Source organism: Acidovorax sp. BoFeN1 (genome assembly GCF_003345135.1).
GTDB classification, from domain to species: domain Bacteria; phylum Pseudomonadota; class Gammaproteobacteria; order Burkholderiales; family Burkholderiaceae_C; genus Acidovorax; species Acidovorax defluvii.
Map to the genome: position 1 here is coordinate 17,263 of NZ_QOZT01000006.1, position 17,468 is coordinate 34,730.

At 62.5% G+C, this 17,468-nt stretch carries 16 protein-coding genes; 8 read left to right on the top strand and 8 right to left on the bottom strand.

Going from position 1 to position 17,468, the window contains the following annotated elements:
• Nucleotides 1-53: 53 nt before the first annotated feature.
• From DTW89_RS02410 to DTW89_RS02420, 3 genes are read right to left on the bottom strand one after another with little or no spacing between them, the layout of a single operon-like run.
• The gene (locus tag DTW89_RS02410; protein ID WP_114654758.1) at nucleotides 54-1,046 is read right to left on the bottom strand and encodes an aldo/keto reductase; all 993 of its coding nucleotides are present in this window, start codon (nucleotides 1,044-1,046) and stop codon (nucleotides 54-56) included.
• A gap of 21 nt (nucleotides 1,047-1,067) precedes the next feature.
• The gene (locus tag DTW89_RS02415; protein WP_236637004.1) at nucleotides 1,068-1,664 is read right to left on the bottom strand and encodes a flavodoxin; all 597 of its coding nucleotides are present in this window, start codon (nucleotides 1,662-1,664) and stop codon (nucleotides 1,068-1,070) included.
• 13 nt (nucleotides 1,665-1,677) lie between these two features.
• Complete coding sequence (locus DTW89_RS02420; protein ID WP_114654759.1) at nucleotides 1,678-2,667, bottom strand: aldo/keto reductase; 990 nt, start codon at nucleotides 2,665-2,667, stop codon at nucleotides 1,678-1,680.
• Nucleotides 2,668-2,918: 251 nt separating this feature from the next.
• On the opposite strand from DTW89_RS02420, the gene DTW89_RS02425 reads away from it, so the two are divergent.
• The 8 genes from DTW89_RS02425 to DTW89_RS02460 all read left to right on the top strand — a co-directional run bounded on the left by DTW89_RS02425 (nucleotide 2,919) and on the right by DTW89_RS02460 (nucleotide 11,349).
• Nucleotides 2,919-3,821: a LysR family transcriptional regulator gene (locus DTW89_RS02425; RefSeq protein WP_114654760.1), complete on the top strand. Its 903-nt coding sequence runs from the start codon at nucleotides 2,919-2,921 to the stop codon at nucleotides 3,819-3,821.
• Between the two features lie 16 nt (nucleotides 3,822-3,837).
• A complete protein-coding gene (locus DTW89_RS02430) occupies nucleotides 3,838-4,731 on the top strand; it encodes a LysR family transcriptional regulator (RefSeq protein WP_114654761.1) in 894 nt (297 codons plus the stop codon).
• A gap of 332 nt (nucleotides 4,732-5,063) precedes the next feature.
• Complete coding sequence (locus DTW89_RS02435) at nucleotides 5,064-5,852, top strand: carboxymuconolactone decarboxylase family protein (protein WP_114654762.1); 789 nt, start codon at nucleotides 5,064-5,066, stop codon at nucleotides 5,850-5,852.
• Between the two features lie 2 nt (nucleotides 5,853-5,854).
• Nucleotides 5,855-6,934 (top strand): alpha/beta hydrolase, encoded by a 1,080-nt coding sequence (locus tag DTW89_RS02440; protein WP_201740927.1) that lies wholly within the window; start codon nucleotides 5,855-5,857, stop codon nucleotides 6,932-6,934.
• 148 nt (nucleotides 6,935-7,082) lie between these two features.
• Nucleotides 7,083-8,108 (top strand): alpha/beta hydrolase, encoded by a 1,026-nt coding sequence (locus tag DTW89_RS02445; RefSeq protein ID WP_442858087.1) that lies wholly within the window; start codon nucleotides 7,083-7,085, stop codon nucleotides 8,106-8,108.
• 58 nt (nucleotides 8,109-8,166) lie between these two features.
• Nucleotides 8,167-9,300 carry an MBL fold metallo-hydrolase gene (locus tag DTW89_RS02450; protein ID WP_114654764.1) on the top strand — a complete coding sequence of 378 codons (1,134 nt, stop codon included), beginning with the start codon at nucleotides 8,167-8,169 and terminating at the stop codon, nucleotides 9,298-9,300.
• Between the two features lie 424 nt (nucleotides 9,301-9,724).
• A complete protein-coding gene (locus DTW89_RS02455; protein WP_114654765.1) occupies nucleotides 9,725-10,765 on the top strand; it encodes a porin in 1,041 nt (346 codons plus the stop codon).
• 131 nt (nucleotides 10,766-10,896) lie between these two features.
• The gene (locus DTW89_RS02460; protein WP_236637005.1) at nucleotides 10,897-11,349 is read left to right on the top strand and encodes a MaoC family dehydratase; all 453 of its coding nucleotides are present in this window, start codon (nucleotides 10,897-10,899) and stop codon (nucleotides 11,347-11,349) included.
• Between the two features lie 266 nt (nucleotides 11,350-11,615).
• On the opposite strand, the gene DTW89_RS02465 is transcribed toward DTW89_RS02460, so the two are convergent.
• The 5 genes from DTW89_RS02465 to DTW89_RS02485 form a co-directional block, all read right to left on the bottom strand.
• Nucleotides 11,616-12,488, bottom strand: a complete 873-nt coding sequence (locus DTW89_RS02465) for an SMP-30/gluconolactonase/LRE family protein (RefSeq protein WP_236637006.1) — start codon at nucleotides 12,486-12,488, stop codon at nucleotides 11,616-11,618.
• Between the two features lie 207 nt (nucleotides 12,489-12,695).
• Entirely contained in the window at nucleotides 12,696-13,802 is a 1,107-nt protein-coding gene (locus tag DTW89_RS02470) for a hypothetical protein (RefSeq protein WP_114654767.1), read from the bottom strand.
• 55 nt (nucleotides 13,803-13,857) lie between these two features.
• Complete coding sequence (locus DTW89_RS02475) at nucleotides 13,858-15,069, bottom strand: CaiB/BaiF CoA transferase family protein (RefSeq protein WP_114654768.1); 1,212 nt, start codon at nucleotides 15,067-15,069, stop codon at nucleotides 13,858-13,860.
• Nucleotides 15,070-15,085: 16 nt separating this feature from the next.
• Nucleotides 15,086-16,075 carry a Bug family tripartite tricarboxylate transporter substrate binding protein gene (locus tag DTW89_RS02480; protein ID WP_114654769.1) on the bottom strand — a complete coding sequence of 330 codons (990 nt, stop codon included), beginning with the start codon at nucleotides 16,073-16,075 and terminating at the stop codon, nucleotides 15,086-15,088.
• A 488-nt stretch (nucleotides 16,076-16,563) separates the two neighbouring features.
• Complete coding sequence (locus tag DTW89_RS02485; protein WP_201740928.1) at nucleotides 16,564-17,394, bottom strand: IclR family transcriptional regulator; 831 nt, start codon at nucleotides 17,392-17,394, stop codon at nucleotides 16,564-16,566.
• Nucleotides 17,395-17,468: the final 74 nt, after the last annotated feature.

Here is a 17,468-nt window from a genome sequence, read left to right on the forward strand (position 1 = left end):
GCGCGAGGGGCTGCAAGACTGCACGATGCGTCGTCATGGACTGCTCGACCTCTTCATCGCCCAGTCATCTTCAGCGCAGCCTCGGGCAGGCGCTCACCCTGGACCTGGATCTTCGACACCTCCTCGTTGATCTGGTCGAGATCGTCCGTGCTCAAGTCGAGCTCCACCGCGCCCAGGTTCTCCTCCAGGCGATGCAGCTTCGTCGTGCCAGGAATGGGGACGATCCAGGGCGCTTGCGCGAGCAGCCAGGCGAGTGCCAGTTGCGCCGGCGTGGCGCCCTTGCGCGCGGCAACGCCTTTGACGACATCGACCAGGGCCAAGTTGGCCTGGCGCGCTTCGGGCGAGAAGCGAGGCACGCTGTTTCGGAAGTCCGTCGGATCGAACTGAGTGTTCTCGTCGATCTTGCCGGTCAGGAACCCGGCGCCCAGTGGGCTGAACGGCACGAAGCCGATGCCGAGTTCCTCCAGCACCGGCAGGAGCTCCAGTTCCGGCCCACGCCAGAACAGCGAATATTCGCTCTGCACCGCCGTCACGGCTTGCACGGCATGGGCGCGGCGGATCGTTTGCACGCCGGCTTCCGACAGTCCGAAATGTTGGACCTTGCCCTCGGCGATCAAGTCCTTGACCGTGCCGGCCACATCTTCAATCGGTACGCTCGGATCCACGCGATGCTGGAACAGCAGATCGATGCGGTCGGTGCGCAAGCGTTTGAGGCAGTGCTCGACGGCCTCTCTGATGTGCGCTGGGCGGCTGTTGGTACCACTGCCGCGCTCGCCGGTGACTGGGTCGATGTCGAAGCCGAACTTGGTCGCGATCACCACCTCGTCGCGGATCGGCGCCAGCGCTTCACCAACCAGTTCCTCATTGACGAACGGGCCATAGGCCTCGGCGGTATCGAAGAAGGTGATGCCGCGTTCGTGGGCGGTGCGGATCAGGGCGATCATGTCCCGCCTGTCCGCGGCCGGACCGTAGGCGGAACTCATGCCCATGCAGCCCAGGCCCAAGGCCGAGACTTTCAGGTTGTTTCCAAGTTGGCGATGCTTCATGGTTTGTGCCTCATTTCTGTTTCACTTGACGGCGACGCCCTTCAACCAGCTCGTCACGCGCTCCATCGTTCGCCGCTCCTGGTCCATCTCCATGACGAAACCCTTGAACAATCGCGCCTTCGGGGCATGGCTGGCCAGAACGGTCTGGCTGCTGCCGAGCCCGTAGCCGCCATGGGTGACGAAGGGGATCAGGGTCTTGCCAGAGAGGTCGTGCGCGGACAGGAAGGCGCGGATCACCGGCGGCGTGGTTTCTCCCCAGATGGGAAAGCCCAGGAACACCGTGTCGTAGTCCGCCATGCTGGGCACCTTGGCCTGCAGGGCGGGTTCATGGCCGCTGTCGCGCTCTTTACGGGCTTGCTCGACCGTCTCAAGATAGTCTTCAGGATAGGGCGTTGCGGGCCGGATCTCGAACAGGTCGGCGCCACTTCCGCGCTGGATCAAACCGGCGACGACGCGCGTGTTCCCGGAGCGGGAAAAGTAGGCCACGAGCGTCCGTGCGCCTGTTCGCCGCTCCGCCGCATCGCCTTGTCCAGACGCCGCCTCGGCACTGCTCAAGGAAAGCGTCGCGAACGCCGCCATCACCGCCCGGCGGGCTGGATCGTGAAACGATGTCACCATGGTGCCCCCCGAGTCAGCGCCCCACGCGCGCCTGCAACGCGGCGGGATAGCGATCGCCCTGAACCTTCACTTCGTGCAGGGCGCGAGCGATGCTTTGAAGGTCGAGTTCGGACAAGGGCACGGAAGCGGCGCCCAGGTTCTCCTCCAGCCGGTGCAGCTTGGTGGTGCCCGGGATCGGCACGATCCACGGCTTCTGGGCCAGCAGCCAGGCGAGCGCGATTTGCGCGGCCGTCACGCCCCTGTCCTTGGCCATCTGGCCGAGCAGGTCCACCAAGGCCTGGTTCGCCTTGATCGCCTCCGGCGAGAAGCGCGGCACCTTGCTGCGGAAGTCGTCGCTGCCGAAGGTCGCACCTTCCTTGATGGCGCCAGTCAGGAAGCCTTTGCCCAAGGGGCTGAAGGGCACGAAGCCGATCCCGAGTTCTTCCAGCGTCGGCAGGATCTCGGTCTCGGGCTCCCGCCACCACAGCGAGTATTCGCTTTGCAGTGCGGTGACGGGCTGCACCGCATGGGCACGGCGAATGGTCTGGGCACCGGCCTCGGAGAGTCCGAAATGTTTGACCTTGCCCTCGGCGATCAAGTCCTTGACCGTGCCGGCCACGTCCTCGATCGGCACGTCCGGATCCACGCGATGCTGGTAGAGCAAATCGATCACATCGGTCTTCAGGCGCTTGAGCGAACCTTCCACCGCCCACCTGATGTGCTCAGGCCGGCTGTTGAGAATCTGCTGCTTGTTGTCGTCGCCGAAGGTGAAGCCGAACTTGGTGGCGATCACCACCTGGTCGCGTACCGGAGCGAGCGCCTCGCCAACAACTTCCTCGTTGAGGTACGGGCCGTAGACCTCGGCCGTATCGAAGAAGGTCACACCGCGATCGACCGCAGCCCGGATCAGAGAGACGGCCTGCCCGGTGTTCGTGGCCGGACCGTAGCCGTGGCTCAGGCCCATGCAGCCCAGGCCGAGGGCCGAGACCTCAAGACTGCTCTTTCCAAGTTTGCGCTTTTGCATAAGTGGTTTCTCCTGTGGCGCCGAGCCGGAACTGCATCGGCTTGGGGCGCATGGCAACGGGTCGACGCAGGAGGAATCAAGGGTCGACTTCTGATCCATCGCCGCGATGGACGACGTACAAAAAAAGAAGGACCTTGGCGACCTTGCTGGGTCCGTTGCGGGGTTACTTCTGCTCAACAAGCAATGTAGTGATCGCGCCCCCACGCGACTAGATGGCAAAATCGGCAAATACTTGTGAAGTGGGCTCATGAATGCCGAAAGAGAGCTACAACGACCTGCTGGCCTTTATTGCCGTAGCGCGCGCGCAGAGCTTTACGCGCGCAGCGGCGCAACTCGGTGTGTCTCAATCCGCGCTGAGCCACACGATCCGCGCCCTCGAGGCCAAGATGGGGGTCCGGTTGCTGACCCGGACGACGCGCAGTGTTTCTCCCACAGAGGCGGGAGAGCGATTGCTGCTGAACGTCGCCCCTCGCTTTGAGGAGATCGAGGCGGAGCTCGCGGCGGTGGGAGAGTTGCGTGACAAGCCTGCGGGCACCATCCGCATCACGGCGTCGGAGAATGCGGCAGAAACGGCACTCTGGCCCAGGCTCGCCAAGCTGCTCCCAAAGTACCCTCAAATCAAAGTCGAGGTCACCACGCAGCCCCGCTTCACCGACATCGTTGCGGAGCGGTACGACATGGGCGTCCGGCTTGGCGACGAAGTGGCCAAGGACATGACCGCCGTTCGCATCAGTCCTGACGTGCGCTTTGCGATCGTCGGTTCACCAGCCTATCTGGCGAAGCACCCTGCCCCCACGAAGCCGCAGGACCTGGCCGATCACGCGTGCATCAATCTGCGCTTGATGAGCCACGGAGACCTTTACGCGTGGGAACTCAAGAAGGGTCGGCAGAAAGTCAACGTGCGCGTCGAGGGGCAACTCGTCTTCAACGGGACAAGACCGATCCTCCATGCGGCACTGGCTGGCTTCGGCCTCGGGTACGTGCCGTACGAGGTGGCGCGGCCTTACATCGCCAAGAGGCTGCTCAAACAGGTCCTCGATGACTGGTGCCCGACGTTCCCTGGGTACCACCTCTACTACCCGAATCGCCGGCAGTTGACTCGCGCCATGGCGGTGCTGATCGAAGCGCTGCGCCATCCGGCCAAAGAGAAATGAACTGGCGAGTCCACACATGGCCATAGAGACTTTCAACGACGTCCTCGCCTTCGTCCATGTCGTGCGCGAAGGCAGCTTCACGCGGGCGGCCGCGCTCGTCGGGGTGTCGCCTTCCGCGTTGAGCCATTCCATCCGGGGACTCGAAACGCGGCTGGGTGTCCGGCTGCTGACGCGCACCACCCGCAGCGTTTCCCCTACCGAGGCGGGCGAGCGTCTGTTCAGCAGTGTGGCGCCGCGGTTTGAGGACATCGATGCCGAGTTGGCTGCGGTGAAGGAACTGCGCGACAAACCTGTCGGGACGATCCGCATCACGTCGGCCGAGCACGCGGCCAACAGCATCCTGTGGCCCAAGCTGTCCAAGGTGCTGCATGAGTATCCCGACATCAACGTCGAGGTCACCGTCGACTACACGCTGTCGGACATTGTGGCCCAGCGGTATGACGCAGGCGTCCGCCTGGGCGACCAGGTGGCCAAGGACATGATCGCCGTGCGCATCAGCCCGGACCTGCGCATCGCCGTCGTCGGTTCGCCGACGTACTTTGCCAAACGGACAAAGCCCAAGACGCCCCGTGATCTGGTTCAGCATGACTGCATCAACCTCCGCCTCCCGACCCACGGGAGGCTTCTGCCGTGGGACTTTGCCAAGGACGGGCAAGAAACCAAGCTCCAGGTCACCGGGCAATGGGTGTTCAACAGCAGTTCGCCCATCGTGCGGGCAGCCCTGGCCAGTTATGGCCTGGCCTTCGTTCCCGAGGACATGGTGCTGGAACACATCGCCGCAAAACGACTGGTCCGGGTGCTCGACGACTGGTGCGCCCCCTATCCGGGCTACCACCTCTACTATCCGAGCCGACGCCAATCGTCCCGTGCCCTGGCCGTCATCGTTGAGGCCCTGCGACATCGAGAGTAGTCCACAAGACTCGCCGCGATAAGGTCACGCCCGGACCTCATCGGCGGGGTCCGCGCTCGCGCATTCAATTCCATGCGGCCTTGATCCTTCCTTGGCCCTCGTGCCACCGCGGCACGCCAATGCCCGATTCACTTATGAGTTGAGCTCAGCAGTGCATGCGGAATTATGGGCTTACTCAAACGGGCCGCATTCCCTACGATTTCATCTCCCAAAAAGGAAGGGCAAAGGCCAGCCGTCATCCGGCTCTCATTTGCTCTCATCAACAACATGCCACTTGGCCGTGGCTTATGTGCGTGTTCGCAAGGGCGCGCAATGGATGGAGCAAGTGACCCATGACCAATAGAACGCCCGATAAGTATCTCGAGACCGGTGTGCTGGCCACCGTGTTGGCCCTGACCCTGGGACTGGCAACTGCGCCCGGTCACGCCGCCCAGGACACCGCGGCACCGCAAGCCATGACCAGCACACCACCCGCATCCGACACGCTCTCCGCCAAGCAGCAGGCCATTCCCCTGATCGCGGCCTTCATGGCCACGAGCGACATGCCCAAGCTCACCGCCGTCTTGAACCAAGGGTTGGACGCGGGCCTGACAGTCAGCGAGGCCAAGGAAATCCTGATGCAGCTCTACGCCTACGTCGGTTTTCCGAAAAGCCTCAACGCGCTGGGCGAGTTGATGAAGGTGGTGGAGGCGCGCAAGCAACGCGGCGTCCAGGATGCGCCCGGCCGCGAACCCAGCCGCGCGATTCCCACCGGCGAAGCCTTGCTCGCGGCAGGCACGGCAAACCAGACCAAGATCTCCGGCGCGCCGGTCAAGGGCCCGGTGTTCGACTTCGCGCCCGTCATCAACCAGTACCTGCAGGCCCATTTGTTCGGCGACATCTTCGAACGCGACAACCTCGACTGGCAGAGCCGCGAACTGGCCACCTTGGGTGCGCTGGCGGCAACGCCCGGTGTGGAGGCGCAGTTGCGCTCGCACATGCGGGCCAGCATGCGGGTAGGCCTGAGCGCTGCGCAGTTGCGCCAGCTGACCCAGATACTGGCCGAGCGTGGCGATGAGCAGGCCGCCAAGCGTGCAGGCGCAGCACTGACACAGGCGCTGGCTGCCGCATCGGGACGCTGAACATGAGCGCCACCAAGACTCTGCTGACCATCGCCATGGTGGCTTTGCTCGCCGCCTGCGCCACCCGTCCCAGTGGCCCCGCCAATGCGGGTGGCCCCTTGGTGATTCAAGAACAGGCCAGCTTCGCAGTCGGCGGCACGGTCATCACCACGCCGGGCACCTACAACAACAATGCGCCGGCTGCCGCAGGACAGAGTTTTCACGGGGACCACCTCTACGCCTTCTATCAGGTTCCGCAGAACCCGAAAGCGCTGCCCATCGTCATGCTGCACGGCGCCTTCCAGTCGGCACGCAGTTGGGAGACTACCTCTGACGGACGCGAGGGCTTTCAGACCATATTCTTGCGCCGGGGTTTTCCGGTCTATCTCGTTGACCAGCCGCGCCGTGGCCGCGCGGGCAACAGCACCGTCGCTGCGTCGATCGAAGCCGCACCCAATGACCAGCTTTTCTTCGACCAGTTCCGGATCGGCAAATGGCCGAACTACTTCGAGAGCGTGCAGTTTGATCGCAAGCCGCAGACCCTGGGTCAATTCTTCCGCTCGGTCACGCCCAACACCGGCCCTTACGACGCAGGCGTGATCTCGAATGCCATGTCGGCGCTGTTCACCAAGATCGGGCCGGCAATCCTGTTCACTCACTCCCAGGGTGGCGGTCCGGGTTGGCTGACAGCAATCAAGAACCCCAACGTCAAAGCGATCCTCGCTTTCGAGCCGGGCAGTGGCTTCATCTTCCCGCAGGGCGAATTGCCCCCGGCGATGCCCAGCGCCGCCGGCACCTTGTCGCCCGAGGCGGTGCCCCTGTCGGACTTCCAGAAGCTCACCCGCATCCCGATCGTCATCTACTACGGCGACAACTTTCCGGTCGAACCCACCACGGAGCGCGGGCAAGACAACTGGCGCGTGCGGCTCGCCATGGCCCGGCTCTGGGTGGACGCCATCAACAAACGTGGCGGCGACGCCCGCCTGGTGCATCTGCCGGAGATCGGCATCAAGGGCAACACCCACTTTCTGATGTCGGACCTGAACAACGTCCAGATCGCCGACTTGGTTTCCAAGTTTCTGGCCGAGAAAAAGCTGGACTGACGAGACAGCGCACCTACTGCGGCGAAGAAGCGAGGAGTACCGGAGTCAACGGCAACCGTCGTGACGGTCCCCGAACATCCTTCTGGGGCGCAGTTTCTTAACCTCAAGGAGCATTCATATGAAACGCACAGTATTGAAGGCCACCCTCATGGCCGCCATGGTTGGGGCCTCGGGTGGCGAGGCCTTGGCGGCGGACTACAAGAAGAACCCGTTCACCTTGACCTACGAAGGCGCGATCACGAAGAACGAGCCGGGCAAGGTCAACATCCACCCGGTCAAGTACAAGCTCAACGGCCTGGACATTGCCGCCAACGTCTACACCCCGGCGAACTTCGACGCGAAGAAGAAATATCCCACCATCGTGGTGGCGCACCCGAACGGCGGAGTGAAGGAGCAGGTCGCAGGCCTGTACGCCCAGCGCCTGGCCGAAAAGGGCTACATCACGATCACTGCGGATGCCGCGTACCAGGGCGGAAGCGGTGGCCAGCCGCGCAACGTGGACAAGCCCGCATTCCGCATCGAGGACATCCATGGCATGGCGGACTTCATTTCCCGCTACGCAGGCGTCGATGTCGCTCGCCTGGGGCTGCTCGGCATCTGCGGTGGCGGCGGGTACTCGCTGGCGGCGGCACAGACCGACAAGCGCTTCAAGTCGATCGCGACGCTGAGCATGTTCAACTCCGGCCGCGTTCGCCGCAACGGCTTCGAGGACTCGCAGCTCAACACTGTCCAGGAGCGGCTGCAGCAGGCGTCGGCTGCGCGTGCGCAGGAAGCGGCCGGCGGGACCGTGCTCTATTCGGGGGATGCCGACATGACGGACGCGCAGATCGCCGCATTGCCGTTCGAGATGTACCGCCAGGGCTACGAGTACTACTGGAAGACGCACGCGCATCCCAACTCGACCTTCAAGTACACCACCAGCAGCTTGCTCGACCTGATGCGCTTTGACGCCACCCACCAGATCGAACTGATCAACAAGCCGCTGCTGATGATCGCGGGCAGCAAGGCCGACAGCCTGTACATGAGCGAGGATGCATTCGCCAAGGCCACCGGCACGAAGGACAAGGAGTTCTTCAAGATCGACGGCGCCACGCATATCGAGACCTACTGGGTGCCCAAGTACGTGGACGCCGCCATGGGCAAGCTGACAACGTTCTACGCGAAAACGCTGTGATCCAAGTGGGCGTCTCGCAGCGGCCCGCTCGGCCGCTGCCGCGTGGAGGCGCTCATCCATGAGCAAATGGCTGCCTCGCGCAGGCATTGCCTTCTTGCTCCTGACGGGCACCGCAGTCCTAGGCGGGTACGCCTACCTGCAGCACCCCAAGTTCGGTGCGATGCCCAAAGGTGCACGCCTTCAGGCCATCGAGCGTTCACCCCACTATGTAGATGGGGCATTCCAGAACCTCATCGACACGCCGATGCGCACACAGGACACGAGCTTCGCATCCAACGTGATGTCGATGCTGCTCGACCGCAACCCCAACCTCAAACCCTCCACGACACTCCCATCCATGCGTGTCGACCTCAAGGCCCTGCCGTCGGACGAGGACGTGGTGGTGTGGCTGGGCCATTCGTCGTATTTCGTGCAACTGGGCGGCAAGCGCCTCTTGATTGATCCGGTCTTCAGCACCAACGCCGGGCCCTTCCCTGGAAGCAACGTGGCGTTCTCCGGCACGTCGCCGTACACGGCCGAGGACATGCCATCCATCGACGTGCTGCTTGTCACGCACGACCATTGGGATCATCTGGACTATCCCAGCGCCAGGGCTCTGCTGCCGAAGGTGGAACAGGTGGTCGCCGGGCTGGGCGTCGGGGCGTTCTTCGATCGATGGGGCTATCCGGCCGATCGCATTCACGAGGCGGACTGGAACGACGTGCTGGAACTTGTGCCGGGCCTGCGCATCCACGTCCTTCCCGCGCGGCACTACTCGGGCCGCATGCTCACGCGCAACAAGACCTTGTGGGTCGCGTTTGCGCTGGAGGCTTCGCAACGCCGGCTCTTCTTCAGCGGCGACAGCGGCTACGGTCCGCACTTCCGCGAGATCGGCGAGCGCTTCGGCGGGTTCGACCTCGTGGCACTGGACATGGGGCAGTACGACAAACGCTGGGCCCATATTCACATGTTTCCCGAACAGGCTGCGCAGGCCGCCGACGATCTGCGCGCCAAGGCCGTGCTGCCGGCGCACATCGGCCGATTCAGTATCGCTGCCCATGATTGGGATGAGCCATTCAAACAGTTGGAAAAGGCGAGCCGGGGGAAGCCCTATCGCCTGCACATACCGAGAATCGGCGAAGCCGTTCCTCTCGCCGGCCAGACGCAGCGTCTTGACGCCTGGTGGGAACGTGTTCAGCGCCGAGAGCACTAGCGCCTCGGCGCCAGCGTCTCACTAGTTGCGCAGCCCTCGATGACTTGCGCAAGGCCTGCGCGCGTGAAGAAGCTCGCGCTTCGGATGCGGCTCCGTGAGTCTTCCCTGGCACCTCGCGTCCACCTCACCCGGTCTGCAGCCGCTGTTCATCCATCGACCACGAAATCAGCAACTCGTGTCCAGAAAATGCCGATGGACCGCGGGTTTCCTCATTTCTAGACTTCGTCTTACGTATGAAGGCACCAGCTTCGTACTAACCGCACTGGGTCTATGGGTTCGATCAGAACGTAAGCCGCTCAGGGTAAGCCGGCTAACGACAACCGGAAGCTGAAGAAGACGCGGAGATCGCCAGGAAGGCGATCTCGAATGCAGCACCGTCGCGAGTGCTGCTCATTCCAGCCTAGAAAACCGGAGACAAGAACCCATGAAAAAGACACTGCTGTTGCTCGCCCTGGTGGGAGCGGCAACTGCCACGCACGCGCAATCATCTGTCACTCTACAGGGAACCGTTGACCTGGGAGTGGGCTACGCCAAGGGCTCGGAAACGAGTCGCACACAACTGATCAGTGGTGGCAACACCACCAGCAAGCTGATCTTCCGGGGCACCGAAGACCTCGGGGGAGGCCTGTATGCCATGTTCTGGCTGGAGTCCGGATTCAACGCCGACAACGGTACCTTTCATGCGACGAACACGAACAACCAGCCGAGTGGCACAACGACCCCTGGAGGCATGACCTTCAACCGGCGCTCGATTGTCGGGATCGGAGGGCCCTGGGGCGAAATCCACCTCGGTCGGGATTGGTCACCCAACTACGAGCCGTACACCGGCAAGTTCGATCCGTTCGGCTTGTCGGCGGGAGTGGCATTGAACTACATTGGTAGCATCACTCCAAACCAGATTCGGGCCTCGAACGACATCGTCTACGTCTCCCCGAAGGTTCTTGGGGGATTCAGCGTCAACGTCCAACACTGGCTCGGTGAGAACCCCAGTGGGTCGCAGACGTCGAGCGACGGGACTGGCAGCGGAGCGCGACTGAGCTACGACAACGGCCCACTCAATGCGGCGGTGGCGTTGGTTCGTACCAAGTATGCTGCGGGCGACGCCATCTACCGAACCGTTGCGGGCGCCTATGACTTCGGCCCGGCAAGACTGTCCTTCATTGGAACCAAGAATCAGCAAGGCACACTGAAGGAAAGCGGCTGGCTGGTGGGTGTGACCGTGCCGGTTGGGGCGACACTGCTCAAGGCGTCCTATTCGACGCTTGGCGTGGACCGGCCGGGAGATCCCGAGGGCAAGAAACTGGCGATCGGGGCGGTCTACAACCTCTCGAAGCGAACGGCCGTGTATTCCACGCTTGCAGCGATCCGCAACAGCGGCGGTGCACGATACGCAATCACTGGCGCGACAACGGCGCCCAACCGATCTTCCAGCGGCTTCGACCTGGGGTTCCGTCACAACTTCTGATGTGCCTGGGGGCTTGGTGCCAGAACTGCTGGTACTGCGCGTCGCAATGACCGATGCCAGAGGGCAGTGATGGCCCCAGCCCCTCGAACCTGTGAAAGATTCACGACATGTTGTTCACACCATCTTCAGGCTTGACCCTCGAGAACATCGGAACCTTCCTCGGCGAGGAAGTCGGCGTTTCGGATTGTGAGGGCATCGACCAACGGCGGATCGACGCCTTCGCCGACAATACCGGCGATTGCCAGTGGATCCACGTCGACCCCGAGCGCGCCACGCGCGAAAGTCCGTACGGCACCACCATCGCGCACGGATACCTGCTGCTGTCGCTGCTGGCTCCGACCACGCTGGACCTATTGTTCAAACCAGCCCTCATCTCGACGACGACGCTCAACTACGGCATCGATCGCGTGCGTTTCATCGCTCCCGTGAAGGCGGGTTCGCGCGTGCGCAACCGCATCAAGCTGATCGCCGTCGAAGACAAGGGCAGCGGCCGCACCCTGATCACCACGGAGAACGCACTCGAGGTCGAAGGCGAAGGCAAGCCAGCGCTGATTGCGAAAACGCTCTGGATGGCGGTGCGCTGAGAATCGGTGGCTTGTACGCCGAGGAATAGGCCAGGTGAATCCTCTTCGTGCATGGCCATGAGATCTTCGCGTGCCACACTAAACCTGCGCGGATGTGGCCGCTCGCGCGCATGAGGCAGTGAACGGCGGACCCAGGAGTTTTTTCAATGCACTCCTGGAATGTCTTCGCGATGCGTTCACTCAAGCCTATGTCTGATATCCGCTTATAGATTTTCCGAGATCCCTCGCGGCACGAATGGCAGCGCCAATCGTGCCGCGGAGCTTCGTCAGGGTTGATGTGAAAACATCGTCGTGCCGGTGGCGAAGCCCTGCGATTTGAAAATCATCGCCCCACGGCCGGCGAACTCGTCCCGTGCGACGATGAACACATTTCTGGTTCCCGGCATGAAAGCCAGACTCGTGACCTTCAGAAACTGGTTGGCCTCGCGCCCCGGCAGCGTGATCTGGCCGATCGGCACGCCGTTCGGATTGAACACCAGGACGCGCGCCTGGCTCCACATCGCAACATAGACATTGCCGTCGGCATCGGTGCGCATCGAGTCCGGCGAACGCCCGGTGAAATGGTAGGGAATGGACGCTCCAGTTGGCGTGGCCAGCCCACGCTCGTTCAGGTCCACGCGATGCAGGCGACCGCCGCTGAACTCGGAGGACCAGAGCACCTTCCCGTCGGGGCTGAGTGCCACACCGTTGGCGATCGCCATGTTGCCGATCACTGGCGTGATGGCGTTGCCTTCGGGCGCCACGTAGTAGACGCCGCCGTTCGGCTTCGAAGGTGTCCCCTTGAAGTCGGTGAAGTAGATGCCGCCCTTCTTGTCGAATACAAGATCGTCCGGGACGTAGCCGGCGCTCGGAGGGACCACCGCCTGCACGTTCTTGCCGTCCGCGTCGAGCGAGATGATGCTGCCCGCCGCAAAATCGCCGAGACCGGCCAGGTAGATGCGCCCATTCTTGTGAATGGCGAGTCCGGCTGGACGCAGTGTCTTGTCAACAAAGATCGTGGAAATTTTCAGGTCCGGTGTCAGGCGGAAAACTTTGCCCTCATACACATCGACGAAGAACAGATTGCCTTGGCGGTCGAATGCCGGCGACTCCAGCGCCGCCGGACCGTCGGACACCTTGAAATACGGTTCCGCCACCACGGTCGGGATTCCGCGTTCCGAAAAGGGAATGGGCGCGAGCCCCGTCGTGTCGGCCGTGTAGGCAAGGCCCCGTCCCGGGTCCGATGCCGGCGTCGGCCCGCTCGAACAAGCGCACAACGCAGCGGCGCAGCAAGCGCCAGAAAGATAACGAAACAGGGGTGATCGATGGCCGGCGGTGCCGACGTCTCCAGAGGTCCTATGCAAGGTTCAGTCCCTCACGTTCCTGTCGATCCACTCCATGATCAAGTCAGCAATCTGAAGATTGTTCTTGTCTTGCATGATCATGTGCGTGTTACCAAAAATTCCCAGGTTCGGGGGGTGCAACATGTGAATGTTGCCGCCCGCATTTTTGATGCGCGTGATGAAGTTTTGGCAATCGTTGTAGTTGACCCGCCAGGTGGGCGTTGGCAATCCGGTGGGTGGATCAAGATGATCCCCAAAGATGACCAGGATCGGCAGGGTCGCGAGCTTCGAGATCTCTTCGTCTGTCAGGACGGACCCTGTTGGGCGCGTACAGTTGCCCGGCTCTATCAGGATCAAGCCCTTGAATCGCTTGGGGTCGATCAATGCCGCCGGTGTCGGCTGCCGAGCACCTTGGGAATGCCCCATGAGTACAGCACCGTTCAGCTGAAGCGAAAGATCGGACAGGGCCTTGAAAGTCGGATTGGGCGAAGACAGGCCGGCGTTCAAGTCCGGGACGCCTTGCTTTGAAAACTGGTCCGCCGCCTCGACAGGAAACTGCGTATCGGGAAACGGAACACCAGGTACTGGGCCGAATCGGAAGTTCGTCCACGCTCCGAACTTGTCGCCCAGGCGCAGCACGCTAGGCTGCGCCTGAGGCAGAGTGCTTCCAGCACGGACATTGTTGAAGACCGCCTGATTGAAGCCGGAACGCGCTCGTCCCACCTGATCAGGAATGTAGACGGGATGCCCCTGCCGCACGAAATATTCATACCATCCCATCCGGCCATCCGGTGTCGTGTCGTACGTCTTGCCACTCAGGGTTCCGCCATGGAGCATGACCACCGGCACCTTCTTGGCGCCCTGCGGCACCATGTACTCGACGTACATCTGGTTGACGGTTATTTCATCGTCGGGGCCCAGACTCCCCAGCTCTGTCACGGTCTGCTGGACCTTCTCGCCGCCAATGAAGAAACTGCCCCTGGCCTTGAGTATCAATGGCGATTTAGGCGTTTCGAGTTTCTTGAAGTCCTGGGCAGACGCACTGGCCACCGTTCCAAGAGCACCGGCAAGCGTGGCACCCGCCAGAACGAGCGATTGAAGTCGCCTGGGCAATCGTTGAATGCTTTTCATTGAGACCCTCACAGATAGACCGCGTGAACGGCAGGAAAGGAGTTTTGGAGGCCGTCTAAGAGATCACGCCCTCAGACCGATAGATGGCAAGCTGCTCCTCCGAATGACCCAGCCACTCGCCAAAGATCTGGTCGTTGCATGCGCCCAGCGGCAGGCTGGGCTCGATTGGCCGCCGCGACGTGCCTTCGAATACCAACGGAGAGTGCGGCAGCACGATGCGCCCCAGTTCGGGATGGTCGATCCACTGCAGGCTTCCACGAACGTGCATGTTGGTGTCGAGCATCACCTCGGACAGTTGGCGAACGGGCGCGCAGGGAACCTTGGCGGCAAGCATCATGCGTACCACTTCGTCCTTCGGGCGTTGGCGGGTCCAACCGTCTATCAGTTCATCGACTACCACGAAGTGTTCGACTCGCGCGGCGCGCGTCGCGAAGCTTGGGTGGTCTTCGAGGTCCGACGCACCGATGACGTCAAGAATCGCTCTGAAGTGTTGGTCGCCCGGCGCGTTGAGTACGATGTAGCCATCGGACGCTCGATAGACGTTGTAGGGCGAAACGCCCATTGCACCGTGATGATTGCCAGTGCGTCTCGGCGCTTCCGCGCCGCGTGAGTGCAGCATGCCGAGGCTTGAAGCCAATGACATGTAGGTCGCATCCTGCATCGACACCTCGACGACCCAGCCAACGCCGGTCTGCTCCCGTTCATAGAGTGCGGTGGCGATCGCCGCGTACAGATGGATGCCGGCGAGGAAATCGCACAATGCCGCGCCGGACTTGACCGGAGGCTGATCCACGTAGCCGGTCGAATCCATGACTCCGCACATCGCCTGCATCACCAGGTCCATCGCCGGATAGTCGCGGTAAGGGCCGTCCTTGCCGTAGCCCGAGCTCGAGGCAAAGATGAGCCGCGGATTGATCTTGTGCAACTCGGCCGCACCCAGACCGAGTCTGTCCATGACACCCGGAGCAAAGTTCTCGACCACCACGTCGGCGCGTGCGACCATCTCGCGCAACAGTTCGCGCCCCTGCTCGGTCTTGAGGTTCACGGCCACGGGATGCTTGTTCGAATTGAGCATTGCGAATGGCAAGGCCGCACCACCAATATCGCCGCGGCTGCGCAGGTGCTCGCCATCGAGCGGCTCGACCTTGATGACTTTCGCCCCAGCCATCGCCATCAGAAAAGTGGCATAGGGTCCGTTGTAGACGTGCGAGAGGTCAACGACGGTAAGACCTGCGAGCGGATCGCGCGGCAGTGCAGATGTGGCCATGACGTGGCGCGCGTCGCTAGACCTTGAATCCGGAGGTCTTCACCAATTCACTCCAGGTAGCAACGTCCTTCCGGATGGTCGCAGTGAACTCCTCCCGCGTGCTGGCAATCATCCGGAAGCCGCCCTCCTCCAGCTTGGCGCGTACGGCGGGCGAATTTGCTACCTTGATGATCTCGGCACTCAAGGTCTGGACGATGTCCGTCGGCGTCCTTGCCGGAGCCGCCAAACCGAGCCAGGTCGTGAACTGCATGTCAGGAAAGCCTGCTTCCTTGAAGGTCGGGACGTCGGGTAAGGCTGCAAATCGCGAGGGGCCCGTGATGGCGAGTCCACGCAACTTGCCTTCCCTGACGAAAGGCAGGATCTGCGACGGAGCGACGACCGTCACGTCGACAGACCCGGAGATCATCGCCGGCATCAGATCGCTGAACGACTTGAAGTGCACGGGCTCGAACTTGACCTTTGCCGCCTGGCCGAACAAGAAGCCGGTGAGATGCCCCGTGGTGCCTGCGCCCAAAGTTCCGAGAAAGAGGGGTTCCTTCTGGGTCCTGGCCCAGTCAATGAACTCGGCAAGCGTCTTGCCGTGCGCACGTGGGCCCGCCACCAGAACGAGGTCAGTGCTGGCAATGGACGACAGGGGTGCAAAGTCACGCAATGCGTCGTACGGTGGATCCTTCAGCGTAGGCGGAACCATCGCGAGGGTGGCCAGGGACACGAGCCCAATGGTGTAGCCGTCGGGGCTGGACCGCGCCAGCATCTGCGTGCCAATGACGCCGGCCGCGCCGGGCTTGTTGTCGACGATGACAGGCTGCTTCAGCTGCCTGCCGAGTTGCTCGGCGACCAGCCGCGAAAGGAAGTCGGTGCTGGACCCGGCAGAGAATGGCAAGATCAAGCGAATGGGCTTCTCAGGAAAACCTGGTGCGGCCACGACCGCCGCCGGACTCAATGCCAGAGCGCCCAACAGTTGAAGGGCGTCGCGGCGCCTGAGCGAGTGTTTTTCATTGTTCATGATGTCTCCTTTATCCTTCCAGCTAAGTGGATCGGCGATGTCTGGCGTGGCTCGTTCTCAGATCGCAACCACTGCTCTTGCTCTGCGATGGCGCCGATGCACTTCCATACAGCCAATCCGGCTGCGCGCATGTTCCATGAGCCGGCGCGAAACGTCCATGGCGATTCTCTGAAGGCCGCGACCACGTTTTGCGAATGCGGCGAGCCACGCAGGCGTGGATGTGCAGGAACAGCGCCGGTGCCGTGGGTTACGCGCTCGTCTTGAAGCAGCGCCTTGTGCAGTGGCCGACCTGACGAGCCCGCGCAATTCTTCTCGACCAAAGGGCGCGGAGAGACCAGCCGACTCGCGGATCGTTGCAACCGACCTGGCACCTTCGCGGCGTTGTGCCGCAAGCGCGTCTCAAATCTGGGGGGACGTCCAGTGCCAGACTTTCGATCCGGGTACGCAGGAGCGCGGCCGGTCAGGCAGGCTTGGGGCCGGCCGGGATACTAAATGGCTTCGCGCGGTGCCACCGACCTTTGCGACCATGCGTCCACATGCTTGATCAGCATCTTGGACAGCTTGGCCAGGCGAGGCTGCACCTCCGCCGTGGGGCCAACCAGTGTGATGGATGCAACCGCGTCGCCCAGGCGGTTGCGCACTGTGGTCGCAAGCCCGAATCGCGTGCCTGTCTGATTCTGGTTGGTGGCGATGCGGGTCTTGTTGATGCCCTCGAACTCGCCAATGAAGCGATCGACCCATTCCGCCTCATCGCGGCTGCGCCGGCGCAGGTAGGCCTCGCGTTCAAACTGCGGCCGTGCCGCAAGCAGCGCCTTGCCTCCCGCCGTCGAGAGCAGTGTGCGCCTGATATTCGACCGCGCTTCGAAGCCCGCGGCATAGTCGCTGCCGGCTTCCGCGATATAGATCAGGTGGTCGCCAGCCTGCACGCCCAGGAAGACGGCAAGCCGGCTTTCGTCATGCAGCGATGACAGGTCGGAATCCGTCACCAGCCCGGCCCGGATGTGTCCGCTCGCCAGCGTCAGCCCGTACACGGCCGGGCCCAGGTAGAAACGGTGCTGGTCCTCGTAGAGCCATCCCTTGGCGACCAGGCCCCGGATGAAACCATGGACCGAACTCTTGGCCGCGCCCAGGGCGCGAACGAGTTCGGCGAAGGTCATCCCCGGGTGATAGACCACCTCTTCGAGGATCTGCGTCACCCGGTCGACCGTGCGGTGGTTCTGAGTCCCCGCCTTTGGTCCAGCCGGAGACTTCACAGCTTTGAGTCCGGCCTGCGGCTTCACTGCTGGTTGCATGAGATTGTTTTTAGCCATCGGCGCCATATCAGCGTCAGGTGATTGACGGTCTGAAGTTTAAGGCACCTCGCGCGCCAATCACGAAGGTCGAAAGCCGGCCG

Coding starts and splice junctions, on each gene's coding strand:
- DTW89_RS02410 (WP_114654758.1), bottom strand. CDS start 1,046: ATGAAGCATCGCCAACTTGGAAACAACCTGAAAGTCTCGGCCTTGGGC.
- DTW89_RS02415 (WP_236637004.1), bottom strand. CDS start 1,664: ATGGTGACATCGTTTCACGATCCAGCCCGCCGGGCGGTGATGGCGGCG.
- DTW89_RS02420 (WP_114654759.1), bottom strand. CDS start 2,667: ATGCAAAAGCGCAAACTTGGAAAGAGCAGTCTTGAGGTCTCGGCCCTC.
- DTW89_RS02425 (WP_114654760.1), top strand. CDS start 2,919: ATGCCGAAAGAGAGCTACAACGACCTGCTGGCCTTTATTGCCGTAGCG.
- DTW89_RS02430 (WP_114654761.1), top strand. CDS start 3,838: ATGGCCATAGAGACTTTCAACGACGTCCTCGCCTTCGTCCATGTCGTG.
- DTW89_RS02435 (WP_114654762.1), top strand. CDS start 5,064: ATGACCAATAGAACGCCCGATAAGTATCTCGAGACCGGTGTGCTGGCC.
- DTW89_RS02440 (WP_201740927.1), top strand. CDS start 5,855: ATGAGCGCCACCAAGACTCTGCTGACCATCGCCATGGTGGCTTTGCTC.
- DTW89_RS02445 (WP_442858087.1), top strand. CDS start 7,083: ATGGCCGCCATGGTTGGGGCCTCGGGTGGCGAGGCCTTGGCGGCGGAC.
- DTW89_RS02450 (WP_114654764.1), top strand. CDS start 8,167: ATGAGCAAATGGCTGCCTCGCGCAGGCATTGCCTTCTTGCTCCTGACG.
- DTW89_RS02455 (WP_114654765.1), top strand. CDS start 9,725: ATGAAAAAGACACTGCTGTTGCTCGCCCTGGTGGGAGCGGCAACTGCC.
- DTW89_RS02470 (WP_114654767.1), bottom strand. CDS start 13,802: ATGAAAAGCATTCAACGATTGCCCAGGCGACTTCAATCGCTCGTTCTG.
- DTW89_RS02475 (WP_114654768.1), bottom strand. CDS start 15,069: ATGGCCACATCTGCACTGCCGCGCGATCCGCTCGCAGGTCTTACCGTC.
- DTW89_RS02480 (WP_114654769.1), bottom strand. CDS start 16,075: ATGAACAATGAAAAACACTCGCTCAGGCGCCGCGACGCCCTTCAACTG.
- DTW89_RS02485 (WP_201740928.1), bottom strand. CDS start 17,394: ATGGCGCCGATGGCTAAAAACAATCTCATGCAACCAGCAGTGAAGCCG.